Origin of the sequence: Octadecabacter algicola, from assembly GCF_021532625.1 — a bacterium.
Classification (GTDB): domain Bacteria; phylum Pseudomonadota; class Alphaproteobacteria; order Rhodobacterales; family Rhodobacteraceae; genus Octadecabacter; species Octadecabacter algicola.
The window spans coordinates 568,855-594,631 of the sequence record NZ_JAKGAR010000003.1 but is presented as its reverse complement, the minus strand read 5'-3'; the positions used below and the strand labels follow the sequence as shown (position 1 = coordinate 594,631).

General features: G+C 54.1%; 23 protein-coding genes. 7 read left to right on the top strand and 16 right to left on the bottom strand.

The window, feature by feature from the left end; translation table 11 throughout:
• Window positions 1–3: 3 nt before the first annotated feature.
• The 4 genes from L0666_RS14105 to L0666_RS14090 form a co-directional block, all read right to left on the bottom strand.
• Window positions 4–717 carry a cytochrome c biogenesis CcdA family protein gene (locus L0666_RS14105; protein ID WP_235262022.1) on the bottom strand — a complete coding sequence of 238 codons (714 nt, stop codon included), beginning with the start codon at window positions 715–717 and terminating at the stop codon, window positions 4–6.
• A gap of 38 nt (window positions 718–755) precedes the next feature.
• Window positions 756–1,631 carry a DMT family transporter gene (locus L0666_RS14100; protein ID WP_235262222.1) on the bottom strand — a complete coding sequence of 292 codons (876 nt, stop codon included), beginning with the start codon at window positions 1,629–1,631 and terminating at the stop codon, window positions 756–758.
• A 73-nt stretch (window positions 1,632–1,704) separates the two neighbouring features.
• Window positions 1,705–1,995 (bottom strand): HU family DNA-binding protein, encoded by a 291-nt coding sequence (locus L0666_RS14095; RefSeq protein ID WP_235262021.1) that lies wholly within the window; start codon window positions 1,993–1,995, stop codon window positions 1,705–1,707.
• A 141-nt stretch (window positions 1,996–2,136) separates the two neighbouring features.
• Window positions 2,137–3,612 (bottom strand): AMP nucleosidase, encoded by a 1,476-nt coding sequence (locus L0666_RS14090; RefSeq protein WP_235262020.1) that lies wholly within the window; start codon window positions 3,610–3,612, stop codon window positions 2,137–2,139.
• A gap of 203 nt (window positions 3,613–3,815) precedes the next feature.
• Here L0666_RS14090 and L0666_RS14085 point away from each other — a divergent pair, with 203 nt between their 5' ends.
• From L0666_RS14085 to L0666_RS14070, 4 genes are all read left to right on the top strand, one after another.
• The gene (locus L0666_RS14085) at window positions 3,816–4,571 is read left to right on the top strand and encodes a class II aldolase and adducin N-terminal domain-containing protein (RefSeq protein ID WP_235262019.1); all 756 of its coding nucleotides are present in this window, start codon (window positions 3,816–3,818) and stop codon (window positions 4,569–4,571) included.
• Between the two features lie 99 nt (window positions 4,572–4,670).
• Window positions 4,671–5,834 (top strand): acyl-CoA dehydrogenase family protein, encoded by a 1,164-nt coding sequence (locus tag L0666_RS14080; RefSeq protein WP_235262018.1) that lies wholly within the window; start codon window positions 4,671–4,673, stop codon window positions 5,832–5,834.
• A 59-nt stretch (window positions 5,835–5,893) separates the two neighbouring features.
• Window positions 5,894–7,909, top strand: a complete 2,016-nt coding sequence (locus L0666_RS14075; RefSeq protein ID WP_235262017.1) for an acetate--CoA ligase family protein — start codon at window positions 5,894–5,896, stop codon at window positions 7,907–7,909.
• On the top strand, window positions 7,902–8,696 hold the full coding sequence (locus L0666_RS14070) for a carnitinyl-CoA dehydratase (protein ID WP_235262016.1): 795 nt from the start codon (window positions 7,902–7,904) through the stop codon (window positions 8,694–8,696). Before L0666_RS14075 ends, L0666_RS14070 begins: the two co-directional genes overlap by 8 nt.
• On the opposite strand, the gene aroQ is transcribed toward L0666_RS14070, so the two are convergent.
• On the bottom strand, window positions 8,693–9,127 hold the full coding sequence (gene aroQ / locus L0666_RS14065) for a type II 3-dehydroquinate dehydratase (RefSeq protein ID WP_235262015.1): 435 nt from the start codon (window positions 9,125–9,127) through the stop codon (window positions 8,693–8,695). The two genes, L0666_RS14070 and aroQ, sit on opposite strands and share 4 nt — an antisense overlap.
• An 83-nt stretch (window positions 9,128–9,210) precedes the next feature.
• Here aroQ and L0666_RS14060 point away from each other — a divergent pair, with 83 nt between their 5' ends.
• Both L0666_RS14060 and L0666_RS14055 read left to right on the top strand, forming a co-directional pair.
• The gene (locus tag L0666_RS14060; protein WP_235262014.1) at window positions 9,211–10,068 is read left to right on the top strand and encodes an SDR family oxidoreductase; all 858 of its coding nucleotides are present in this window, start codon (window positions 9,211–9,213) and stop codon (window positions 10,066–10,068) included.
• A 60-nt stretch (window positions 10,069–10,128) separates the two neighbouring features.
• Entirely contained in the window at window positions 10,129–10,902 is a 774-nt protein-coding gene (locus tag L0666_RS14055; protein WP_235262013.1) for an ion transporter, read from the top strand.
• On the opposite strand, the gene dxs is transcribed toward L0666_RS14055, so the two are convergent.
• The 6 genes from dxs to L0666_RS14025 form a co-directional block, all read right to left on the bottom strand.
• A complete protein-coding gene (gene dxs / locus L0666_RS14050) occupies window positions 10,899–12,806 on the bottom strand; it encodes a 1-deoxy-D-xylulose-5-phosphate synthase (RefSeq protein WP_235262012.1) in 1,908 nt (635 codons plus the stop codon). The two genes, L0666_RS14055 and dxs, sit on opposite strands and share 4 nt — an antisense overlap.
• 15 nt (window positions 12,807–12,821) lie before the next feature.
• Complete coding sequence (locus L0666_RS14045; protein ID WP_418887998.1) at window positions 12,822–13,685, bottom strand: polyprenyl synthetase family protein; 864 nt, start codon at window positions 13,683–13,685, stop codon at window positions 12,822–12,824.
• A 64-nt stretch (window positions 13,686–13,749) separates the two neighbouring features.
• A complete protein-coding gene (locus L0666_RS14040) occupies window positions 13,750–13,983 on the bottom strand; it encodes an exodeoxyribonuclease VII small subunit (protein ID WP_216035815.1) in 234 nt (77 codons plus the stop codon).
• Window positions 13,980–14,903 carry a histone deacetylase family protein gene (locus L0666_RS14035; protein WP_235262010.1) on the bottom strand — a complete coding sequence of 308 codons (924 nt, stop codon included), beginning with the start codon at window positions 14,901–14,903 and terminating at the stop codon, window positions 13,980–13,982. The genes L0666_RS14040 and L0666_RS14035 overlap by 4 nt, the downstream gene beginning before the upstream one ends.
• Window positions 14,904–14,939: 36 nt before the next feature.
• Window positions 14,940–15,641, bottom strand: coding sequence for a response regulator (locus tag L0666_RS14030; protein ID WP_235262009.1), 702 nt, complete (start codon window positions 15,639–15,641; stop codon window positions 14,940–14,942).
• 5 nt (window positions 15,642–15,646) lie between these two features.
• Window positions 15,647–16,150 carry a MarR family winged helix-turn-helix transcriptional regulator gene (locus L0666_RS14025; protein ID WP_235262008.1) on the bottom strand — a complete coding sequence of 168 codons (504 nt, stop codon included), beginning with the start codon at window positions 16,148–16,150 and terminating at the stop codon, window positions 15,647–15,649.
• A 147-nt stretch (window positions 16,151–16,297) separates the two neighbouring features.
• Between L0666_RS14025 and L0666_RS14020 the strand changes: the two genes are divergently transcribed.
• A complete protein-coding gene (locus L0666_RS14020; RefSeq protein ID WP_235262007.1) occupies window positions 16,298–17,167 on the top strand; it encodes a branched-chain amino acid aminotransferase in 870 nt (289 codons plus the stop codon).
• A 254-nt stretch (window positions 17,168–17,421) separates the two neighbouring features.
• Here L0666_RS14020 and L0666_RS14015 read toward each other — a convergent pair whose 3' ends face one another.
• From L0666_RS14015 to gltB, 5 genes are all read right to left on the bottom strand, one after another.
• Window positions 17,422–18,351 carry a DMT family transporter gene (locus tag L0666_RS14015; protein WP_235262006.1) on the bottom strand — a complete coding sequence of 310 codons (930 nt, stop codon included), beginning with the start codon at window positions 18,349–18,351 and terminating at the stop codon, window positions 17,422–17,424.
• Window positions 18,352–18,397: 46 nt separating this feature from the next.
• Window positions 18,398–19,420 (bottom strand): tRNA epoxyqueuosine(34) reductase QueG, encoded by a 1,023-nt coding sequence (gene queG, locus L0666_RS14010; RefSeq protein WP_418887997.1) that lies wholly within the window; start codon window positions 19,418–19,420, stop codon window positions 18,398–18,400.
• Complete coding sequence (gene fzlA / locus L0666_RS14005; protein ID WP_216035822.1) at window positions 19,420–20,085, bottom strand: FtsZ-binding protein FzlA; 666 nt, start codon at window positions 20,083–20,085, stop codon at window positions 19,420–19,422. Before fzlA ends, queG begins: the two co-directional genes overlap by 1 nt.
• 78 nt (window positions 20,086–20,163) lie before the next feature.
• Complete coding sequence (gene mtgA, locus L0666_RS14000; protein ID WP_235262005.1) at window positions 20,164–20,898, bottom strand: monofunctional biosynthetic peptidoglycan transglycosylase; 735 nt, start codon at window positions 20,896–20,898, stop codon at window positions 20,164–20,166.
• Between the two features lie 315 nt (window positions 20,899–21,213).
• Window positions 21,214–25,752, bottom strand: a complete 4,539-nt coding sequence (gene gltB / locus L0666_RS13995) for a glutamate synthase large subunit (RefSeq protein ID WP_235262004.1) — start codon at window positions 25,750–25,752, stop codon at window positions 21,214–21,216.
• Window positions 25,753–25,777: the final 25 nt, after the last annotated feature.

The following is a 25,777-nucleotide window of genomic DNA, read 5'->3' as shown; positions in this document are numbered from 1 at the left end:
TTTCTAAAAACGGACCGAAAGATCCTGTAGCCAGTATGGGAGAGTATCGAGAAGCCAGATTTCGGCGTATTTATGCAGCCCAAAGGCAAGCACGAGACCGGTGAGGATGAATAGCACCCCCATTGCCGGGCGCGCCTTGGCAGCCGTTGTACGCAGCCAATCGCGGCGATTGCGGATCGCAGCCTGTGCACCGTAAGCCAGCAAGAGAATGATGGTTGAGATGCCGAGCGCGAAAAACAGCATTATTAGCGTCGCCCAGCCGAGGCTCTCGCCGGTGGATGCCAAAGCGATAGCGCCACCAAGGGTCGGTCCAACACATGGCACCCAGACGGCGCCCAAAAGCATCCCGCCCAAGAACTGACCGCGCAGGCCACTACGGTCCAGATCATCAAGTTGTTCATCCGCAGCCGTAGCCATTCCGCCTGTCGCAGATGCAAACTTGTCGGCAAAGCGCGGAACCAGCATCATGACGCCAAAGGCAATCATCAACAGTGCGCCAACAAAGGCGACCGTATCGGTATCAACCCCAAGGGCCCGTCCAAACGCCGCAATACTAACACCAAGCAATACAAAAGAAAGGCTAAGCCCAGCGCACAGCGCAAGAGGGCCAGCGCGGCTCACTTGCAGCGCGCTTGCCAGTACAATTGGCAGGATCGGCAGGACGCATGGATTGATCAAAGTCAACAACCCAGCAATATATGCGAATATCAATTCCATCGCGGAAATCTATGCCGCGCTGGACCTTCACTGTCACTTCACAAGGACGTTGGTTTTTGTTTCGACAATTGAACGGCCAAGATGCCTACCGTGATAATCAACACCCCGATGACATCCATCGAACCGAGCTTTTCGCCCAATAAGACCGCGGCGATCAGGACCCCGAAGAACGGCGTAAGGAAGTGGAAGACGGCCGCAGGAGTCGCGCCAATTCGGTCCACCAACATGAACCAAATCAATGTCGCGCCTAAACCCGGCACGATCACGGTGTATGTGAATGCTACGCCAAGCTGCCATGTCCAAGTTACATCAAACGTTTCGAACGCGAGCGCGGGCAACCACAGGACGGCACTTCCAACAAACATCTGCAAAGACACAACCATCAGAAAATTCCCACCAGATGAAGCACCACGAACGGCCAGCGTTGCCACCGTCAGAGACACAACGCTGATTGCGCATAATCCAACACCGTAAAGGTCCACCTCGCCTTGCAGTCGCGCACCCATAATCAATGCAACACCCAGAATACCTGCCAACAGCCCAGCTATGCCCAATGGCCGGATGGTTTCTCGATAAATCGCCCAACCAGCAAAGGCCGCCAAAAGGGGCATAGTCGATGCAATGATCGACGCAAGTGACGCTTCAACGGTCTGCATGGCGACAAAATTTAGACCTAGATAAAGGCCGTTCTGCGCGATTCCGAACACCACAACTGCAACCCACTGCTTTCGGGTCAAATGCCAACTTTGACCGAGCCAGAGCGCAATCACGAGGCCGATCACCCCTGATGCTAGAAACCGCAATGCTAAGGCGTGCAGCGGAGGCGCGTATTGGACGATTACGCGGGCTGATGTGAAAGCTGATGCCCACATGATCCCAAACACCACACCCATAAGGATCGCTTTTCGGTCAATCTTGTTCATTATCTCTCCAACGAAAAAGGGTCGCCCAACTAGGCGACCCTTTCTATCGAATTGTAAACCAGCCTTAGCCGTTTACGCTGTCCTTCAAAGCCTTCGCAATTGTCATTTTGACAACTTTGTCTGCTTCTTTTTTGATCTGCTCACCAGTTGCTGGGTTGCGGACCATACGCTCTGGGCGCTCACGGCAATAGATTTTGCCAACGCCTGGCAAAGTCACGGCACCGCCACCGGATACTTCATCAGTGATCAGACCTGTGATCGCGTCCAGTGCTGCAGATGCGGACTTTTTGTCTGTGTCCATTTTTTCAGCAAGCGCTGCGACCAGTTGTGTCTTGGTCATTGGTTTCGTCGCCATGGTATTTCTCCTCGTTGATGCCCTATTCTATGGGCTCATTATTTCTGCAGTAAACTGCATGTCGCTATGTTCCACAACGAATAGTGGCGCATTACAAGTGAAAAACTGCATATTGTGGGCAAATTCGCAAAAATACCTGCGTTAGAGGAAGGCGGTTTCCTCAAATGACCGTAATTTCCGACTGTGAATCCGCTCAAGCGGCATTTCGCGCAGGTGCTCCATCGCTCGGATTCCGATCATCAAATGGCGTGAAACCTGCGTTTTATAGAAGTCAGATGCCATACCGGGCAGCTTCAATTCTCCATGCAACGGCTTGTCTGAAACACACAGCAAAGTGCCATAGGGCACGCGGAACCGGAAGCCGTTGGCCGCGATCGTTGCGCTTTCCATGTCCAGCCCAACCGCACGAGACTGACTAAGCCGTTGCACGGGACCAGATTGATCACGCAGTTCCCAGTTACGGTTATCAATGGTCGCAACTGTCCCTGTTCGCATGATCCGTTTTAACTCATAGCCCTTCAGTTCTGTCACCTCGGCGACGGCATCTTCCAGAGCAATCTGAATTTCAGCTAGCGCAGGGATTGGCATCCAAACAGGCAAATCGTCGTCCAACACGTGATCTTCCCGCAAGTAGCCGTGCGCCAGAACGAAATCACCTAACCGCTGCGAATTGCGTAAGCCGGCGCAATGGCCAACCATCAACCAAGCATGAGGGCGCAGAACCGCGATATGATCTGTCGCGGTTTTGGCGTTGGATGGCCCGACCCCGATATTAACCAACGTGATCCCCGCCTGCCCGTCACGGCACAAATGATAGGTCGGCATTTGCGGCAATTTCTCCGGCACATTCAAAGGTGCTTCGGGATCGGTAATGATCTGATTACCTGTGCTAACAAATGACGTGTAACCGCTGTTGGGATCGGCCAGCATCTTGCGGGCGTAAGCTTCGAATTCTTCGACGTAGAACTGGTAGTTTGTAAACAACACATGGTTCTGAAAATGTTCAGCCTTGGTCGCGGTGTAGTGCTGCAAACGCGCCAATGAATAATCGATGCGTTGAGCCGTAAACGGAGCGAGCGGACTGGATCCGTCTTGGTGCAGGAAATCCAAACCATTCACGATGTCATCATTGGTTGTCGTCAAATCCGGTACATCAAACACATCACGTAACGTATATTCCAATGCGCCCTCTTGCGGGACCGCAATCTCACCGGACACTGCAAAGTGCATTGGCATGGGCGTGTTCGAAACACCAATCACTACAGGTTCGTCGTGGTTTTCAATCAACAAGCCAATCTGCTGTTGAAGGTATCCTTCGAACAGATCAGGCCGCGTGATCGTCGTGGAATAAATCCCAGGACCCGCGACATGGCCAAAGCTAAGGCGCGAATCCGTCTGAGCGTAGGTCGTCGTGCGGATGCGGATTTCCGGATAAAACGCGCGGAACCTATTGTTTGGTCGTGCCCCGCCAACATTCTCGGCAAACGTCTTGGACAAGAACTCTTGTGCAATCCGGTATAATTCTTGCAGTCGTTCAACGGCGGCAACGGGATCGCGAAATTCCTGTGCGGCGGGTGTTTCCGGTGACACGACCGGCAAATGAGCATGTGGTTTCATCACGGCGAGACCCTCCTGTTTTCGATGGTATCTGCCCCAAACAAAAACGCCGCAATACATTCGCGGCGAGTGTGCGTGACAGAAATTCTATTCATCCCGAAACGTGGCACTGCTTTGTGATGTTATCAAGACCTGCTCTTACGTCGTTTTCAGGCTAGCCATGTCGCAAGAAACGGTGTTCGCTTCTCACAGGAGGTACCGCAATGTCTGTTTCATCCCTGCGCCCGAATCTCGACCATCTACAAGACCGCATTGATCTTGCGGCCGCATTCCGTTGGACGGCTCGTTTAAACATGCACGAAGGCGTCGCGAACCACTTCAGCCTTGCGATCAACGATGATGGGACGCGGTTCCTAATGAACCCTAATCAGATGCATTTTTCGCGTATCAAGGCGTCCGACATGATCGAAGTCGACGCTAATGACCCTTCGACATTGACCGGACCAAATGCGCCAGACCCAACTGCATGGGGGTTACACGGGGGAATTCATCGCCATTGTCCACACGCCCGTTGCGCCATGCACGTTCATTCAATCCATGCGACAGTTTTGGCCACGTTGAAAGACAGCCGCCTTCTTCCGATTGATCAAAACTGCGCGACCTTCTTCAACCGCTATGTCATTGACGACCATTACGGCGGGCTCGCGTTTGAGGAAGAAGGCGTACGATGTGCAGGACTCCTTGGTGATCCAAAGAAGAAAGTCATGATCATGGGCAACCATGGCATTATGATTATTGGCGCCACGGTCGCAGAGACCTTTAACCGTCTGTACTATTTTGAACGCGCTGCCGAAACCTACATCCGTGCGTTGCAAACAGGCCAACCGTTACGCGTGCTGTCAGACGAGATCGCGGAAAAAACTGCGCAAGAGCTCGAAGATTATCCCGAACAAGACGAACGCCATTTGGCCGAACTCAAAGCCATTCTAGACGAAGAAGGCTCTAATTATGCAGGATAGGCTCTTTTTTGAGAACCTGAGACGCTGGACCAGCACGCGTCGCCTAGGCAGAGGATTCAGGATTTAACCCTGTAATTTCTCCTACCTAAGGCAAATCCAATGACTATTTATGGCCTCACTGACGAGCATACTATGATCGCGGATACCGTCCGCAGTTTTGTTGAAAACGAAATCTATCCGCACGAAGACCTAGTGGAACGCACCGGCGAAGTTCCCCAAGAGATCGCGGACGACATCAAACGAAAAACTAAAGAACTAGGGTTCTACGCCTGTAACTTCCCAGAAAGCGCTGGTGGCGCGGGCCTAAACCATGTCGAATTTGCATTGGTTGAACGCGAACTGGGTCGAGGATCTATGGCTCTCAACCATTTCTTTGGCCGCCCTCAAAACATTCTAATGGCTTGCGAAGGCGAACAAATAGAACGCTATCGTGATCCTGCCATCCAAGGCGACCGCATGGACGCTCTCGCCATGACGGAACCTGGCGCAGGGTCTGACATTCGCGGGATGAAATGTTCGGCTGTGCGTGATGGTGGTGATTGGGTCTTGAACGGCACCAAACATTTCATTTCTGGTGCGGATCATGCTGACTTTTTCATCGTTTTTGTCGCCACAGGTGAGGATCAAACGCCCCGCGGCCCGAAAAAGCGGATAACCACATTCCTTGTGGATCGTGGGGCACCAGGCTTTACGGTTCGCGATGGCTACAAGTCCGTGTCGCATCGCGGATACAAAAACATGATTCTCGAATTTGACGATTGCCGCCTACCAGACGCACAAGTTCTTGGGGAGGTCGACGGCGGCTTTGCTGTGATGAACGAGTGGCTTTATGCGACTCGTATCACCGTAGCAACGATGTCCGTTGGCCGCGCCAGACGCGTTTTTGATTACGCGCTGGACTACGCTGCCGAACGCGAACAGTTCGGACAAAAAATTGGTAAGTTTCAGGGCATCAGTTTCCAAATCGCCGACATGATTACCGAAATTGATGCAGCAGACCTGCTAACTCTCGCCGCAGCAGATCGTCTAGACAAAAGCCTGCCTGCAAACCGCGAGATCGCAAGTGCGAAACTATACGCCTCTGAAATGCTGTCTCGGGTTACCGATGCAACGATTCAGATCCATGGCGGTATGGGCCTTATGGACGATTACCCGTTGGAAAGATTTTGGCGGGATGCTCGTGTAGAACGCATCTGGGACGGCACGTCGGAAATTCAACGTCACATCATCAGCCGTGAATTGCTTCGTGCGCTAGGAGCCTAAGTCATGAACATCGTTATTCACCGCACCCTTGATGCGGATGATAGTCGAGAGGTGTGCATATGACGGTATCACTATCGAGACTATTACAGCCCAAAAGTGTTGCAGTTATTGGAGGAGGTGCATGGTGCAAGTCTGTTGTTGAGCAACTTCAAAAATCTGATTTCAAGGGTGATGTTTGGCCCATCCACCCAAAAGCAGGCACTATCTGTGGGCTGCCCGCGCACCCATCTGTAAGCGACCTTCCCAAGGTGCCGGATGCTGCCTTTGTTGGTATCAACCGCGAAGCCACGGTAGGCGCAATTGAGGAGCTTTCGACGATCGGCGTCGGGGGAGCTGTCTGTTTTGCCAGCGGGTTTGGTGAAACAGATGACGGGCATGCCGCCAACGAACGGCTTCTTAAGGCTGCGGGTGACATGCCCATCCTTGGGCCAAATTGCTACGGAATGATCAACGCGCTTGATGGGGCCTGTCTTTGGCCCGATCAGCACGGTTGTGTTCCTGTCGACAGCGGTGTCGCGATCCTAACGCAAAGCTCGAACATTGCGATCAATCTCACGATGCAATCGCGCGCTCTGCCAATTGCCTATGTCGTTACATGTGGAAACCAAGCGCAGCTGACGGAAGCTGAAATAGCTTCTGCATTGCTCGATGATCCGCGCGTCACAGCCATTGGCTTGCATATCGAAGGTTTCAAAGACCTAGCCACATGGCAGGCATTCGCCCGAAAGGCACACGAAAAGGGTGTTCCAGTGGTTGCGCTGAAAGTCGGGAAATCCGTCGAAGCCCAAATCGCGACCATCTCTCACACGGCATCCCTCGCCGGGAGCGGCGCAGGTGCAACTGCTTTTCTAGAGCATCTCGGCATTGCTCAGGTAGGTGATCTTCCGACCCTTGTTGAGACCCTAAAGATCCTTCACGTCGCAGGGCCGTTATCATCGACTGAAATCGCATCCGTCAGTTGTTCCGGAGGTGAGGCAAGTCTGATCGCAGACATGGCGCACGAAACGCCGCTAACGTTTCCACCTCTAAACGAAACCCAGCATGAACGTCTATTCCAAGCGCTTGGTCCGAAAGTCGCCATCGCCAATCCTCTCGACTATCACACCTATATTTGGCGTGATGTTGATGCCATGACACAGGCGTTTTCAGCCATAATAGACCCTAATATTGCGATTACTTTTCTGATTGTCGACTTTCCGCGAAAAGACATATGTGATGCCGACGACTGGGAATGTGCAATCAACGCCGCAATCAATACCCGCAATGCCACAGGCGGGGTTGTCGCAATGGTCGCAACCCTACCAGAACTTATGCCAGAGGAAACCGCACGACGTCTTATGGCAGGAGGCGTCATACCGCTTGCCGGGTTGTCAGAAGCACTAGGCGCCACGATAGCTGCGCAGGTCCAATCCCAATGCGCTAGTGACGTCATACAACCCGTCCCCGTCCAAGAGGCACAGGCACTTTCAGAATCAGCAGCCAAAGCTGCGCTTTCAAAGATGGGCGTTGCGATTCCAGCGCTTATAGTTGGACCAATCGACGATCTGGCTAAACTGGCCGATAAGTCGGCTGGCCCGTACGTGCTAAAGTCCACAGGATTGGCCCACAAAAGCGAATCCCACGGCGTTGCCTTATCGCTTATGAATAGCCATGAAGTTTTGAGCGCTGGCGCAAAGATGCAAGGCGACACCTTTATTCTTGAAGAGATGATTGATGACAAAGTTGCTGAACTTCTCGTTGGAATTGTCAAAGATCCCGCACATGGTTTTGTAATTACAATTGCGGCCGGTGGGATACTTACGGAGATCCTCGCAGATCGCACATCCCTGCTGGTTCCTGCATCACGAGATCAAATAGAACAGTCTCTAACGCAGCTTAGAATGGCTCCTGTTCTGTATGGTTACAGAAACCAGCCCAAAGCCTCCATCGATAGTGCTTTGGATGCTATAGAAGCCATTCAAGCCTATATCCTTGCCAATCTTACGACAGTTGAAGAGGTTGAAGTAAACCCGCTGATCGTCACCCCAACCCGCGCGGTCGCCGCTGACGCACTCATAAGGAAATACCATGACTGACCGAACAACAGGCCCGATCAAGACCCGCCGCGAGGGGGCAATCCTCGAAGTGACGCTTGATCGACCAAAAGCAAACGCAATCGATCTCGCGACCAGCCGGATCATGGGTGAGGTGTTTGCAGACTTCCGCGACGACCCCGATCTGCGTGTCGCAATCATCACCGGAGCCGGCGAAAAGTTTTTTTGCCCAGGTTGGGACCTAAAGGCAGCGGCCGATGGTGACGCTGTGGATGGCGACTATGGCATTGGCGGCTTTGGCGGGTTGCAAGAACTACGAGGTCTGAACAAACCTGTGATTGCCGCTGTGAATGGCATTTGCTGTGGTGGCGGACTGGAATTGGCGCTGTCGGCGGACATAATCCTCGCTGCTGATCACGCGTCCTTTGCATTGCCTGAAATTCGCTCAGGTACAGTGGCAGACGCGGCGAGCATCAAGCTCCCGAAACGCATCCCCTATCACATCGCGATGGAGCTGCTTTTGACGGGTCGTTGGTTTGACACATCCGAGGCCCTGAATTGGGGTCTAATCAACCACATTCACCCGTCCGACGCGCTTATGGATCAAGCATGGGAAATGGCGCGCATGCTCGCGTCTGGTCCTCCTCTGGTTTACGCGGCCATCAAGGAAGTCGTGCGTGACGCCGAAGACTCCAAATTCCAAGACGCCATGAACCGAATTACGAAACGGCAGTTGGCAAGCGTAGACAGGCTCTATTCCAGCGAGGATCAGCTCGAAGGGGCTAAGGCCTTTGCAGAAAAGCGTGATCCTGTTTGGAAAGGGCGCTAGGCCAGAAGTGTCTTAAGACGTTGCAATGCAAAGCCGTAGCCTTGGGTGCCAAATCCGGCAATCACACCCTCGGCGCGGCCCGACACATAGGAATGGTGCCGGAACCGTTCGCGACGGTGAATATTGGAAATGTGAACCTCCATCACGGGCCCTTCGAACGCGTTCAGCGCATCAAGTATTGCCACGGATGTATGACTAAGGGCACCAGGATTTATGACAATTCCTCCTGAGTCCCCGCGAGCGTCCTGAATCCAATCCACCAAAAGACCTTCGTGGTTGGATTGTTTGGCCTCGAGCTCGAACCCAAGCGTTTTGCACAATTCGGTGCAATCAGCGATCACATCATCAAGCGTTTCGGAGCCGTAGATTTCCGGCTGTCGCTGCCCAAGAAGGTTCAGGTTCGGGCCATTCAGGAGAAGTATTTTTGTCATGCTCGGACCATTGAACAGGATGGTCGATATGGCAAGCCCCTATGACACCTTGCACAACGCCGCGGGCTGGGCGACCAAGGGGCATGAATAAGACACTCCTCTCTTTTGGGCACGGCTACTCAGCCCGTGCTTTAACACGCCTCCTGCCTGATGATTGGCGTGTGATCGGCACGACGCGTAGCGAAGACAAAGCCGCGACACTTATGGCAGATGGCGTCGAGCCGCGCATCTGGCCGGGGGCAAACATCATCCCTGCATTGGATGCTGCGACCCACTTGTTGATCTCTGCTGGCCCGTCGGAAGCGGGCGATCCCGTTCTGAAGGAACTGCGCGACGAGATCGCTGCGCACAAGGGACAGTTCGAATGGGTTGGATATCTCTCAACGACAGGGGTCTATGGCGACCATGAGGGGGGATGGGTAGACGAAACGACACCTCTCACCCCATCTACCAAACGTGGCCAATTGCGTGTCGAAGCCGAACAGGCGTGGCAAGAACTGGGCTTGCCGCTTCATATCTTCCGCCTTGCGGGGATTTACGGACCTGGCCGAGGGCCATTTGCGAAAGTTCGCAACGGCACTGCGCGGCGCATCATAAAACAGGGGCAGGTGTTTAGCCGCATCCATGTAGACGATATTGCGCAAGTCCTTGCGGCATCAATTTCGCAACCAAACCCCGGTGCAATCTACAACCTTTGCGATGATGACCCGGCGCCTCCAGAAGACGTCATCGGACACGCTGCTGAATTATTGGGCCTCCCGCTCCCGCCTGCTCAGGACTTCGAGACCGCCGAGATGACACAAATGGCCCGCAGCTTTTATGCGGAAAGTAAGAAGGTTCGAAACGATCGGATTAAGGACGAACTCGGCGTGAAGCTGTTATTTCCGGATTACCGCGTTGGGCTTGCATCACTTTTGGCCGCAGAAACACGTAAGGACTGATCCCTGCACTTGCCCTAAGATCATCCAATCGCCATATCGGGCTCAGAAAAGGGAACTCATATGACGATCCGCAACAAAGTAGCAGCATTTCTAGATACGCCAACGGTGCGCTACGGGATCATTGCTGTCATCATATTCAATGCTGTGATCCTCGGACTGGAAACCTCTGACACAGTGATGGGCGTTGCAGGCCCGCTAATCCATTGGCTCGATAGACTGTGCCTCTCGATTTTCATCATAGAAATTTTAGCTAAGCTCTTTGCCTATCGGTTTCAGTTCTTCCGCTCTGGCTGGAATATCTTCGACTTTATCATCGTTGGCATTGCCCTTGTTCCCGCCGCGCAATCCCTGTCCGTCTTACGGGCGTTGCGGATCTTGCGTGTGCTGCGCGTTATCTCGGCCACCCCAAGTTTGCGACGTGTTGTCGAAGGGTTCCTGACGGCTTTGCCGGGCATGGGCAGTGTCTTTTTGTTGATGTCACTAATCTTCTACATCGGCTCTGTTATGGCGACAAAGCTCTTTGGCGATGCCTTTCCGGAATGGTTTGGCAGCCTCGGCGCATCCGCCTACAGCCTGTTCCAGATCATGACCCTAGAAAGCTGGTCCATGGGGATCGTCCGCCCCGTAATGGAAGTCTACCCCTACGCGTGGGCGTTCTTTGTACCATTCATCATGGTCACTACATTCGCTGTTGTGAACCTACTGGTTGGTCTGATCGTGAACTCGATGCAAGACGCGCATCACGTCGAAGAAAATGCCGCAACCGACAGCTACCGCGACGAAGTTCTCGTCCGGCTAGAAGCAATCGAAAAACGTCTACCAAAATCTGACTAAGCGCGCTTACCAACTACGGCCACGCCCAAAACATCCAGCACTTTGGCTTCAATGTGTTCTGCGTTCATTGCTGCAGTGTCATACATGTCGCGCGGGCTGGATTGGTCGATAAACGTGTCAGGCAGAACCATGCTGCGGAACTTCAAACCGTGATCGAAAACGCCTTCCTCGGCCAGCAGTTGCGCGACATGTGATCCGAACCCGCCAACAGCGCCTTCTTCTACGGTGATCAGCCCGTCGTGATCTGCGGCCAGCCCAAGGATCATATCGCGATCCAATGGTTTTGCGAAACGTGCATCCGCAACCGTTGGTGTTATGCCTTTGGCGGCCAATGCCTCACAGGCTTTCTCAACTTCTTGCAGACGGGTCCCAAAGGACAAGATGGCTACTTTCGATCCTTCACGGATCATACGACCCTTACCGATTTCCAATGGCAACGCATCATCTGGAATGTCGACCCCAACGCCTTCGCCACGGGGGAAACGGAACGCAATTGGGCCTTCGTCATGGGCAACAGCTGTCGCAACCATGCGCGTTAATTCAGCTTCATCCGCAGCCGCCATCACAACGAACCCCGGTAGGTTGGCAAGGAATGCGACATCAAAGGAACCCGCATGGGTCGCCCCGTCCGCACCAACAAGCCCAGCGCGATCAATCGCAAAACGAACAGGCAATCGTTGGATCGCCACATCATGCACAATCTGATCATAGCCTCGTTGCAGGAACGTAGAATACAACGCACAGAACGGTTTCATCCCGCCGGCCGCAAGGCCTGCACAAAATGTCACCGCATGCTGTTCCGCGATACCAACGTCAAAACAGCGCGATGTGAAACGCGACATGAACCGGTCCAGCCCCGTGCCGTCTGGCATAGCGGCCGTCACCGCAACGATCTTTTCGTCTTTACCCGCTTCTTTGATCAAGCTCTCGGCAAAGACCGAGGTATAGGACGGCGCATTGCTGACGGCCTTGGCTTGCTCGCCTGTCACAATATCGAACTTGCCTGTGGCATGACCGCGATCTGCGCGGTGCTCTGCGTAGCCTTTGCCTTTTTTCGTAATTGCATGGATCAGGATTGGACCGGTCGCACGGGTCTTTACCGTCCGCAAAACGCTGAGCAGTTGATCCATATCGTGGCCGTCAATCGGGCCAAGGTAACTGAACCCGAGTTCTTCGAACAATGTGCCGCCAACGGTCATGCCTTTCAGCATTTCCTTTGCTCGACGTGCGCCTTCTTGGAAGGGTTCGGGCAGGAACGACACCGCGCCCTTGGCTGCTGCTTTGAAATCCTGAAACGGATCGCCAGCATAAAGTCGGCTCAGGTAGGACGACATGGCCCCAACCGGCGGCGCAATCGACATTTCATTGTCGTTCAAAATCACGATCAGCCGTTTCTTCAAATGGCCAGCATTGTTCATCGCCTCATAAGCCATGCCCGCAGACATAGACCCATCGCCGATGACTGCGATCGCATCACCGCCTTCGCCACCTAGATCGCGTGCGACTGCGAAACCGAGTGCTGCAGAGATCGATGTAGACGAATGCGCGGCCCCGAACGGATCGTATGGGGATTCACTGCGTTTAGTGAAACCGCTCAGCCCATCCTTCTGACGAAGTGTGCGAATACGGTCCCGACGGCCTGTCAGGATTTTGTGCGGATAACACTGGTGGCTGACGTCCCAGATAATCTTATCTTTTGGCGCTTCGAACACGGCATGCAACGCAACGGTCAGTTCTACAACGCCAAGGCCAGCACCCAAGTGCCCACCCGTTTCGGAAACCGTCGAAATCGTCTCAGCGCGTAATTCATCTGCAACGCTGCGCAGTTGCGCATCGCTAAGTCCGCGCATGTCGCTGGGCAGATCGATTTGATCCAGCAATGGGGTTTTGGGTCTCTCGGCCATATCAGGCGTCTTTCTTCAGTGGCTGCGGTTTACAACAAACCGCGCGGCGTCTCGTAACGTATCAGCCGCCTTTCCGTAAACACTTAGCGCATCGCAGGCCGATTCCACCAACTCATCTGCGCGGCTTTTCGCCCCATCCAACCCCAAAAGGGACACGAACGTAGCTTTTCCAGCGGCTTCATCTTTGCCGACGGCCTTTCCAACTGTGGCTGCATCGCCCTCAACATCAAGAATGTCATCGGCAATCTGGAATGCGAGCCCCAGTTTATCACCATAGGTCCGCAACGCTGAGGGATCGTCCTGCGCCATCGTAGGACCTGCCGTACAGGCCCAAGTGATCAATGCACCTGTTTTACCCGCCTGCAGCGCTATGATCTGATCGAGCGTTAACGGGGCTGTGGCCGTCTCTGCGGCGATATCGGCAGCCTGCCCGCCGACCATCCCGCCAATGCCTGCCGCCTGCGCTAACGTCAAAACCATTTTGACCCGCGCTTCGTCGGTCATACCCGCAGAGCTTGCCCTCTCAAAAGCAAGAGCCTGTAGGGCGTCGCCGGCTAAAACCGCAGTCGCCTCGTCCCACTTCCGATGGACAGTGGGTTGGCCCCGCCGCAAATCATCATCATCCATGCAGGGCAGGTCATCATGCACCAAAGAATAAGCATGCAGGCATTCAATGGCTTCCGCCGCCATACGAGCGAAAATCGGGTTAACTTTGTGCAGGTGCGCTGATTGATAGACGAAGAACGCCCGCAATCCTTTGCCACCTTCCACTGCATATCTCATCGCATCAGCGACGTCCCCTCGGTAGCCCTCAGTGGAAACCTTGATACCAACTGCGGTCGCCTCCGCAGTCTGCTCCAAGGCTTCGCGGAAAGGCATGGGTTCGCCTACGCTAAAGAGCGGCTTGATCTCAAATTGATCCAAAGACTTAAATTTGAGCTTCTTAGCCATCCAACGGTGCCGTGCCCGTCGGGTTCCCATCGCCATCCAAGGTCAGCTTTGCAACCTTCTCTTCGGCTTCTTTCAGCTTCGTCTCACAGCGTTTCTTAAGGGCAGCTCCGCGTTCATACAGCGAAATCGACTCGTCCAGCGGGACCTCTCCACGCTCCAGCTTTCCTACGACTTGCTCAAGCTCGCGCAGGGCATCCTCAAAGCTCATCTCGTTTACGTCGCTCATGCGCCTCGCTCCGTTAGTACTTTTACATGTGCGCGAGCAGATCGGCCCAGCGCATCTAGATCATAACCGCCCTCAAGCGCAGACACCACACGACCATCGCAATGTTCATCTGCCAAATCGCACAGTTTTTCAGTGACCCACCTAAAATCATCGTCACCCAACATCAGTCCTGCCAGTGGATCATCTGCATGTGCATCAAATCCCGCGGAAATCAGCAGAAGTTCAGGTTTGAAACCCGCGATACGGGGGAAAACATCACGCTCATAGGTGGATCGAAACGACTTTGATCCGCAGCCTTCTGGAAGAGGCACGTTCACGACATTGCCGACACCCGTTTCATGGGCTGCACCCGTGCCTGGCCACAGCGGCATCTGATGAGAAGATATGAACAAAATGCGCGCATCTTCCTCAACCAAATCCTGCGTACCATTCCCGTGATGGACATCGAAATCCACAATTGCGACACGCTTTAGGCCATGGAAATCAACCGCATGTTTCGCTGCTGTGGCGACCGAACCGAAGAAACAAAAACCCATTGGCGTTTCTTGTTCAGCGTGATGTCCGGGGGGACGAACGGCCGCAAAAGCATTCTGGGCACCACCAGACATCACCAGATCAACAGCCCGGATGACACCGCCAGCCGCACGATAGGCCGCCTCCAGAGTGCCAACGGACATGTGAGTGTCTGCGTCCAAACTGCGCCAGCCCTCAGACGGGACCGCATCGCGAATTGCGTCTAGGTGCGCTTTGGTATGGCACCGCAACAAATCGTCGTCCGCAGCCAAGGGCGCAGGCATGCGAGCCAACTCCAGCCCATCCAACGCATCCAAAACCGCATCAAGACGTGCCACCTGTTCGGGGTGACCGGGCGGTGTTACGTGATCATAACAGGCCTTATGGGTGATCAATGCAGTCGCCAAAAGACGCTCCTAACTGTGTTGATTTGGTCGAATGGCCTAGTCTGGCGCCAACATGTAACCGGCACCACGCACCGTCTGAAGATAACGGGGTTGTTTCGGGTCGGCTTCCAGTTTTCGACGCAACCGCGTGATCTGAACATCGACCGCGCGTTCTTGGGCTTGGCCACCGGACCGACCAAGCCGATCAACGAGTTCCTCGCGACTGATCGCTTCGGCAGGTGTCGCCGAGAAAATACGCATCAACTGCGCCTCGGTTGCTGTCAGCCTGACCAAGTCCTCACCTTGCCACATCTCACCACGTTCCATGTCATAGCGGAGCGGCCCTAAGTGCAGCACCTTCGGAACAACACTCTCAGCCTCACTAGGTGGGACACGCCGCAGAATCGAATTGATCCGCAGCAGCAGCTCTTTCGGTTCAAACGGTTTGGCAAGATAATCATCTGCGCCGGCTTCAAGCCCCGCGATCCTGTCGCCCGTCTCGGCTTTGGCCGTCAACAAGAGGATTGGAGTTTCGCGTTCTTGGCGCAGGTCAGCACAAAGCGAGACGCCGTCTTCGCCCGGCATCATTACATCGAGCACGATCATATCGAAATCCAGCCCCGACAAAATTCGCCTTGCGTGCGCAGCATCCCGCGCTGCGGTCACCAAGAACCCATTCCGCACAAGAAATTTCTGTAGCAACACACGAATGCGCTCATCATCGTCCACAATCAACAAATGCGGTTGGTCACTTTGCATCAACATCATCCCTTTAAATCTTTAAGCGCATCATACCGCTTCCGCATTTCATCATCCATCATAGCCTCAAGCACTTGCCGAAATCCTGTAACGGCCTCTGGTCCCGCCGCGCGGTAAGCCGCACGCATTCGGTCCCGTTGTGCGTCCGACAATTGCCGCTCCAAAGCCTCTCCCGCTTCGGTTAAATGCAAATGCCGTTCTCTCTTGTCGCGCTTTCCTACTTCACTGCGGACCAGACCATCCTCAACCAATGCACGCAACACACGGTTCAGCGATTGCTTTGTAACACCGAGAATCGCCAACAGATTGTTAACGGTGGTCCCGGGACTGCGGTGAATAAAATGAACAGCGCGGTGATGAGCACGCCCATATGCCATGTCCGCAAGAATTCGATCCGGGTCAGCCGTGAAACCGCGATAGGCAAAAAACATCGCCTCGATGCCCTTACGCAATTGCTCATCCGTTAGGAATAACAAAGCGTTGCCGCTCTCTCGTCCGCTCCCCTCCATCGTACCCTCCTTCACATTCGCCGTCATAATACGTCAGCTTTGTTGACATTCCAAGCCAGCATCGGTATCGAATCGCAGGTTTCGCGCAACAAAATGTCCACACCGGACCTAATCGCGAAATAAATGCAAAGACAATAGGAGGCCATCATGGCTGGTGCATACGACGATCGTGACGGAAAAATCTGGATGGACGGCAAATTGGTCGAATGGCGCGATGCCAACGTCCACATTCTGACGCACGCAATGCATTATGCTTCCTCCGTGTTTGAAGGCGAGCGCTGCTACTCCGGTAAGATCTTCAAATCCCGCGAACACTCCGAACGCCTAAAACGTTCGGCCAATCTGATCGACTTTGACATCCCGTTCTCTGTGGATGAAATCGAAGCCGCCAAACGCGCCGCACTTGATGCAAACGGTCTTACAGACGCCTACGTCCGCCCTGTTGCGTGGCGCGGGTCTGGTGAAGACATGGGTGTCGCAGCCTCTCGAAATCCTGTCCACCTTGCTGTGGCCGTTTGGGAATGGGGCGCTTACTACGGTGATGCCAAAATGAAGGGCGCCAAGCTCGACATCGCGAAATGGAAGCGCCCGTCTCCTGAAACGGCCCCATCACAGGCCAAGGCGGCCGGTCTTTATATGATCGCGACCATGTCCAAACACGCGGCGGAAGCGAAGGGCTGTTCTGACGCATTGATGTTCGATTACCGCGGCTACGTTGCTGAATGCACGGGCGCAAATCTGTTCTTCGTTAAAGACGGCGAAGTCCACACACCCACACCTGACGCTTTCCTCAACGGGTTGACCCGTCAAACCGTAATCCAGATGTTGACCGAAAAAGGCATCAAGGTGAATGAGCGCCACATCATGCCCGAAGAACTCGAAGGGTTCGAACAGGCATGGCTGACTGGTTCCGCCGCAGAGGTGACCCCAATCAACCAGATTGGTGATTACAATTTTGAAGTCGGCGCATTGGCCAAAGACATCGCCACCGATTACGAAAAACTGGTCCGCGCATAAGCGCCCAGATTTAACGACCTCGCTCAATCTTTATGTATTGGGCGAGGCGTCTGCCGCTCGTTTCTCGAACATGTTCAAATAGTCTACGGCGCGCGGCGCTGCTAAACTCCTGCTTTTGATGCAGAACTTGAACGGCAGCACGTTTACTTGAATCCAACGTTTGCTGATTGTCGGAAATATGTCGGGTCATGACAGGTCCTTCCTTGCTGTGTTCCGAATACTAACACGGATCATCGCAAAAATCACGTTAGACGCTATTGCAGTCCCTTCGCCTTCACCTTGCGACGGGCCGTTGCATTCATCCCGAGCTGACGTTCACGCACCACAATTATCACCCCGGCACAGATCACTAATGCCGCCCCAGCGAGCATTCCAGCGGTTGGTACTTCGTCAAACCAAATGTACCCAATTGCGACCGACCAAAGCATTGAAACATAGGTGAACGGCGCAAGAACGCCCGCGTCGGCCAGCCGGTAGCTCGCTGTTAACAAAATCTGTCCAACGCCCCCGACAAGTCCTGCCCCGCACAGCAAGACCAATTCCGTTCCAGTTGGCCAAACCCAACCAAACGGCACTGTTAGCAGCGACAAAACCGTCGAAGTTGCGGAAAACCAGAACACGATCGCCGTTGTGCTTTCTGAATTGGCCATGCCTTTAACAAAGACCTGTGCCAATGCCGCGAGGCATGCGGATCCGAGCGTCAACGCTACGCCCAACGCTTCTATCGATCCCAGCCCAACACTCAGCCTCGGCGCAACGATAATCACCACCCCAACAAAGCCCAGAGAAACCGCCGCAATGCGAACCAGCCGGAATTTCTCCCCGAGTATCAGAGCCGCCAGTACGACCATCACAATCGGCGTCACAAAACGGATCGCGGTAACCTCCGGCAATGGCAAGTATTTCAAACCCGCAAAGCCAAGCCCCATCGCACAAGAACCAACAATCCCACGCACCGCGTGATTGCGAATTGACTGTGTCCGAATTCCTTGTGCGATACCGCCATTAACCAGTAACCAGATCAGAATAATCGGCATCGCCATGATGGATCGAAAGAACATCGTCTCGCCCGCCGGCACTCGATCGGCCGCTTTAATAAAGGCAGACATAACTGTGAACATCGTGATCGCCGACACCATCAGGAAAATCCCGCGCGGCACGTTGATTGTAGGTGTTGATGTCATGGTAACTGCTTACGCCTGACGATTGCAAAGAACCAGCCGTCTAAACCTATAATCGCTCGACCGCCCATCGCGCTGCGTCCGACACCTCAGGTGCGGTGTCTTCAGTTAAAGCCGCTGCGGTGGCCTTTAACGAGGCATCGCCAGAATTTCCAATCGCATAAAGCACATTGCGAACAAATCGATCCCGCCCAATCCGCTTAATTGGGCTACCAGAAAATTTTTCTCTAAACGCTGTGTCATCCAGAACAGCCAAATCCTTAAGTGGAGGCGCAACCAAATCGTCACGCGCAGCGTACCGTACTTCTTGAGCTTCAACGGCAAACTTGTTCCATGGGCACGCGGCAAGACAATCGTCACATCCGTAAATCCGGTTGCCCATCCGTTCGCGTAGTTCTTCCGAAACGGGCCCTTTATGCTCAATCGTCAGGTAGGAAATACACCGCCGCGCATCGAGCTGGTACGGTTCCGGAAAGGCATCCGTCGGACAGATATCAAGACAAGCAGTACATGATCCACAATTTTCAATGCCTGAAGCATCCGGCGTCAGCTCTGCTGTTGTGAAAATTGCGCCCAAAAAGAACCAGCTCCCCAAATCTCGGCTCAACAGATTTGTGTGCTTACCCTGCCAACCAAGACCGGCAGCCTGCGCCAAAGGTTTTTCCATCACGGGCGCAGTGTCCACGAACACCTTTATTTCGCACCCAGCCTGATCCACCAACCAGCGTCCAACTCGTTTCAGACGTTTCTTTACTATGTCATGATAGTCACGGTTCTGGGCATAGACAGAAATCGCTGCGCGATCTGAATGCTCCAATACCTCCAGTGGATCATGTGTTGGTGTGTATGGTTCTGCCAACATCACTACTGATTTCGCATCCGGCCAAAGCGCGCTTGGATCACCCCGCCATGCCATGCGATCCGCGATCCATGCCATTTGGCCATGACGTTCTTGCTCAACGAATATCTTCAGTCTTTCAGGTAATTCTGGAACGGCATCAGGACGGCAAACACCAAAACTGGCAAACCCTTCGCTCAGGGCCTTTTCGCGAAGCTGTTCTTTCAGCCCGATCAAAAATCCAAGTCGCTATAGTGCGACGGCTGCGGGAACCCAGAGATTTGGTCCGCCAGAATAGATCGAAACGCTGGTCGCGATTTGATCTTCGCATACCAATCTTTAACGATCTCTGACCGGTTCCAATCCACGTCCGACACATAGTCCAAACAAGACAAATGCGCAGCGGCTGCAAAGTCAGCCAAAGTCATGTCATTACCAGCCAGCCAGCGCCGCTGATCCAACAGCCAATGCATGTAGTCCAAATGGTATTTAATCGCCCGCGATCCTGCCTTCACGTTCGCACTATCTGGGTAACCGGTTCCCATCACTTTGCGGAACACCCGTTCTCCCATAAGCTTCGTCGTGACTTCTTCGTTAAACTTATCGTCAAACCAGGCAACCAAACGACGCACTTCGTAACGGCTGTCGGCCCCTTGTGGCAACAACATCGGCGTCGGGTGGGTTTCCTCAAGATACTCACAAATGGCAGTGCTATCAGCCATCGTGCGATTGCCCATCTTGAGAACAGGCACCTTACCGGCAGGGTTACGGCGCAAGAAATCGGCATCCTTCTCCCAGTAACGCTCTTCGATCAACTCGACCTCAATCCGTTTCTCGGCCAATGACAAGCGCACTTTGCGGGAAAACGGCGACAGCGGATAATGGTAGAGACGGTTCATCAAGGGCCCCAGATACAGTGTTCCCCTTCAATGCATCAAGCGGCAGCGCGATTCAATCCCGCGCGCCACGTCAGGGCATTATTCGAAACAGTCTGCGCGGCCATCCGCCCGTATCGTAGCGGCACCATCAACGATGCCCGAGGCACGTCTGCGCACCGAGGATGACGGCTCTGAGGCGGATCGGGTCTTGGGGCTTGGAAGGATCGCAGCCAATCGAGCGGCCTGAACCGGTGACAAATCTGCGGCCCTCACGCCAAAGTAATGTACCGCAGCGGCCTCAACCCCGAAAACGCCTTCGTCAAACTCCGCAACGTTCAGGTAAACTTCAAGGATGCGCTGCTTGCTCCAGATCGCTTCGACCATAGGCGTCATCAACGCCTCGAGTGACTTACGGAACCACGAACGCCCGTGCCATAAATAGACATTCTTCACGACCTGCTGAGAAATCGTAGAGCCGCCGCGACTACCCCCCTCTGCCAAAGCCGCCTGAATTGCCCCAACATCCAAGCCCCAATGAAGGCAGAAATTGGCGTCCTCAGCGGCGACCGCTGACCGTGCCATCACAGGTGCAATGTCTTCCATGGAAACCCACGTGTGGTTTACTCCACCAACACGGCGGCTCTCGGCGAACATGTATGGGGTTGTCGGGGGGTTCACGACCGTTAACGCCGCTGTCACCAGCACTGCCAATGCGATCATAATGAGGATGCCTCGAAAAATGTACTTCATCACCCGCCGCACAAAAAGACGCGGGCGGTCCCTCAGTTTCACTGCGGGTTTCTTAGGGGTCTTTTTGCGGGTTTTGCGAGCCATGACGCTATTCATCGCAGCAGCACCCTTGGGGTCAAGCTCTGCTTGCCTGCAACACCTCAAGTGTCACCCCAAAACACCTGCGTCGCTCTTTAAACAAAAACTCCGCACCGAAGTTCGCGTCATCAAAGTTGATCTGAACTGCAGCGCCGCAAAACGAACTGCAAAAACTGGCCGCCCAAGCCGCCTGTTGTTGTGTTAGAATGCCTCACACGATGCGCACTCAGACAAATCGCCCGAGCATTACCTGAGATCGAGATTGAAACGCTCTATTTTCAGTAAAATGAGGGCGGCATATCCCGCCCCCATTCTTCCTATTTACTCAGCAGGAACTGCTGCTTGCTCAAGGCTCAATGGCGCTGGCAAATGAACCAACATTTCTTTCGGGCAAACCTGCACGAAATTACCGCGCTCAAGATCCCAGTGTTGCAGAATATCGGCGGCCTTACGGCTTCCGGTCTGCTCTAGGTGCTGTTCAATCAAGCCTTTCAACTGGGCTTCCCAGTGATCGACCGTAACCGGGCACGTCACCAATGTTTCCATGTTGATCAACGGATCGGATTGACGTTCCGGATCGTATAGATAGGCCATACCACCCGTCATACCCGCACCAAAATTGGCACCGATCGACCCAAGGATAACTGCGACGCCGCCCGTGGTGTATTCACACCCGTTTGACCCGCAACCTTCAATCACGACCTTCGCGCCAGAGTTTCTCACAGCGAACCGTTCACCTGCACGGCCAGCAGCGAACAGATACCCGTCGGTTGCACCGTAAAGAACCGTATTGCCGATAATCGTGTTGTCGGACGCGACCAGCGGCGAATTCATCGGTGGGCGCACAACAATAGTACCCCCAGACAGACCCTTACCAACGTAGTCATTGGCATCGCCGCTGACTTCCAGCTTCAACCCGGGTGCCGCGAAGGCGCCCAAAGATTGACCCGCAGAGCCTTTCAGCTTCACTGTCAAATGGTCAGCTTGCAACGTGTTGCGCATGCCGAAGTTCTTCACGATATGCGAAGACGTCCGCGTACCAATCGTCCGCAAGGTGTTCTGAACAGCATATTCAAGCTGCATCTTCTCACCATCCTCAAGGAAGCGCGCGGCATCCTTGACGATTTGCGCATCCAACGTATCCGGCACCGCATTGCGCGACTTGTTCCGGTCGTAGACGATCTCTTTCGCGCCATCGACAGTGATCAACAACGGGTTGAGATCAAGATCGTCAAGGTGTGCCGACCCACGCGAAACCTGATCCAATAGATCGGCACGACCGATGATCTCGTCCATCGAACGTGCGCCGATCTCGGCCAGAATTTCACGCACTTCTGTTGCATAGAACGTGATGAGGTTCACAACCTTGTCTGCGTTGCCAGTGAACTTATCGCGCAAGGCTTCGTCCTGAGTACATACGCCGACCGGACATGTGTTGGACTGACACTGACGAACCATAATACAGCCCATCGCGATCAGGGCGGCAGTACCGATTCCGTATTCTTCCGCACCCAGCATCGCAGCCATAACAATGTCACGACCCGTGCGCAGTCCTCCATCTGTCCGCAACGTCACGCGACCACGCAAGTTGTTCATCGCAAGAACTTGGTGCGCCTCGGTTAGGCCCATTTCCCACGGCAGACCCGCGTATTTAATGGACGTCGCAGGGGACGCGCCTGTACCGCCATTGTGTCCAGAAATCAGGATCACATCGGCCTTCGCCTTTGCAACACCCGCTGCAATCGTACCAACACCGCTGGATGCCACCAGTTTCACAGTCACCTTACAACGCGGGTTGATCTGCTTAAGGTCATAGATCAGCTGCGCCAAATCCTCGATGGAATAGATATCGTGGTGCGGTGGAGGTGAGATCAGAGTCACACCTTTCGTCGAGTGGCGAAGACGGGCAATAAGATCGGTGACCTTCATACCTGGCAACTGGCCACCCTCACCAGGCTTGGCGCCCTGTGCAACTTTGATTTCAAGCTCTTCGCATTGGTTCAAGTACTCGGCAGTCACACCAAAACGACCTGATGCGACCTGTTTAATCTTCGCTGACGGGTTGTCGCCGTTGGCTTCTGGGACGAAGTGTGCCGGATCTTCGCCACCCTCACCAGAGTCAGACTTCGCACCGATACGGTTCATCGCAATGTTCAACGTCTTGTGCGCCTCGGGGCTAAGCGCACCCAATGACATACCAGGCGTCACGAAACGCTTACGGATCGAGGTGATGCTTTCAACTTCCTCAATCGGAATCGACTTACCCATCGGCTTAACAGCCAACAGATCACGCAAATGGATCGGCGGGTTTGCCTGCATTGCGCCGGAATACTGCTTCCACAACTCATAAGACGCGCGGTTACAGGCCTGTTGCAACAGGTGCATTGTTTGCGCTTCCCATGCGTGCTTTTCGCCGCTGCGACGCGCTTTATAGAAGCCACCAATTGGAAGAACATCAGATCCACCCAGCCAACCGGCCTTGTGAACACCTTCGACTTTGCGCTGAATACCCGACACACCGATACCGGAAATCCGGCTGTGCATGCCTGGGAAATATTCGGCAACCATTGCGCGGGACAGGCCTACGGCTTCAAAGTTCAGGCCACCACGGTAAGACGAAATTACGGAAATACCCATCTTAGCCATGATCTTTAGAAGGCCTTGATCAATCGCATTGCGATACCGCGACACGGCCTCGGTCAATGTGCAATCCAGCAAGCCGCGTTCAATCCGGTCATCCAAGGAATCTTCGGCGAGGTAAGCGTTAACAACAGTCGCACCACAGCCAATCAAAACCGCGAAGTAATGCGGGTCGATACATTCGGCAGACCGCACATTCAGCGACGTGAACGTCCGAAGACCTTTGCGAGTCAACCAGCTGTGCACTGCAGACGTCGCGAGGATCATCGGCATCGGCACTTTGTTTTCGCCTTGGTGCTGGTCAGTCAATGTCAGATGACCAGCGCCAGAACGTACGGCATCTTCTGCTTCGGCCCGAATGCGCGCCAAGGCGTCGTTTAGCCCACCAGCACTACTATCCGCAGGGAAAGTACAATCAATTTCAACACATTTCGCATTGAACGCTGTTTGCAGCGCATCCCACTGAGCGTTCCCAACAAACGGGCTGTCCAGCACGATGATTTCCGTCTGACTGCTGTCTTCGTCCAGCACGTTCTTGAGGTTCCCGAACCGAGTCTTCAGGCTCATCACGCGGAATTCACGCAAGCTGTCGATCGGAGGGTTGGTAACTTGGCTGAAGTTCTGGCGGAAGAAGTGGCTTAGCGGACGATACTTTTCAGACAGAACCGCAGAAGGCGTATCATCGCCCATAGACGCAAGCGCCTCTTTGGCATCCTCTGCCATTGGCGCAAGAATGTTCTCCAGCTCTTCGATGGTATAGCCCGCCGCGATCTGGCGTTTGCGCAGTTCGCTACCGGAATAGATCGGAGCCTCGGTAACGGCACCCAGTTCGGCATCCAACTCATTGATCTTACCGACCCAATCACCAAACGGCAGAGCATTTGCCATTTTATCTTTCAGTTCTTCATCATGGAAAAGTTCACCCTTACCCATGTGCACACCGATCATCTGACCAGGGCCCAGCGCGCCTTTTTCAACGACGGTCGCCTCGTCCGTCGGCACCATGCCGGCTTCGGAACCAGCGATCAGCAAACGATCTCCGGTCACGACATAACGCATCGGGCGCAAGCCGTTGCGGTCAAGCCCAGCGCAAACCCAGCGGCCATCGGTCATGGCCAGTGCAGCAGGCCCGTCCCACGGCTCCATCACGGAGTTGCAGTAGGAATACATATCACGCCAAGCTTCCGGCAATTCGGTTGCTTGCTTGGACCAGCTTTCAGGAACCAACATAGTCTTCGCCATCGGGGCAGACCGCCCAGCGCGAACCAGAACTTCGAACACGGAATCCAAAGCAGCGGAGTCAGACGACCCGCCAGAAATGATCGGTTTGATGTCTTCGGCCATGTCGCCAAACGTCGAAGACGCCATGCGAATTTCATGGCTTTTCATCCAGTTGACGTTGCCCTTCAGCGTGTTGATCTCACCGTTATGCGCCAACATGCGGAACGGCTGCGCCAACCACCACTGTGGGAAGGTGTTCGTAGAATACCGCTGGTGATAAATCGCAAACGCGGACTCAAAACGTTCGTCCATCAGGTCGGGGTAAAACTCCGCAACCTGTTCAGCCAACATCATACCTTTGTAGATGATGCTGCGGCACGACAAAGACGCCAGATACAATTGACCTACGCCAGCGGCGGCGGCCGCTTTTTCGATGCGACGGCGGATAACATAAAGTTCGCGCTCGAAGGTTTCTTCGTCCACGCCTTTGGAGTTGGAGATCAGAATTTGTTCGATCTCAGGGCGTGTCGCATTGGCTTTCTCACCGAGGCAGGAAATGTCGACCGGAACGTGGCGCCAGCCGTAGATGTAATAGCCCATCCGCAGAACTTCGGATTCCACGATCGTCCGGCATGTTTCCTGAGCACCAAAGTCGGTGCGCGGCAGGAACACCTGACCAACCGCCAGCAGTTCATTCTCACGCGCTTTATGCCCTGTACGAGCAACCTGATCGTAAAAGAACGGTACCGGGATTTGCACATGAATACCCGCGCCGTCACCCGTCTTACCGTCTGCATCAACGGCGCCACGGTGCCAAATTGCCTTCAGCGCCGAAATACCGTTCTCAACCACAGATCGCGATTTTTTGCCGTCGATAGAGACAACCAAGCCCACACCGCAGTTGGCCTTTTCGTCATCGTGGGAATACAGGCCTTTTTCGGCCATGTAGTCGCGCTTTGCCTGTTCGGCTTCTGCCCATGCGTCATCATATTTGGTCATTTAGTCACTCCTCGTGCTGCCCTTG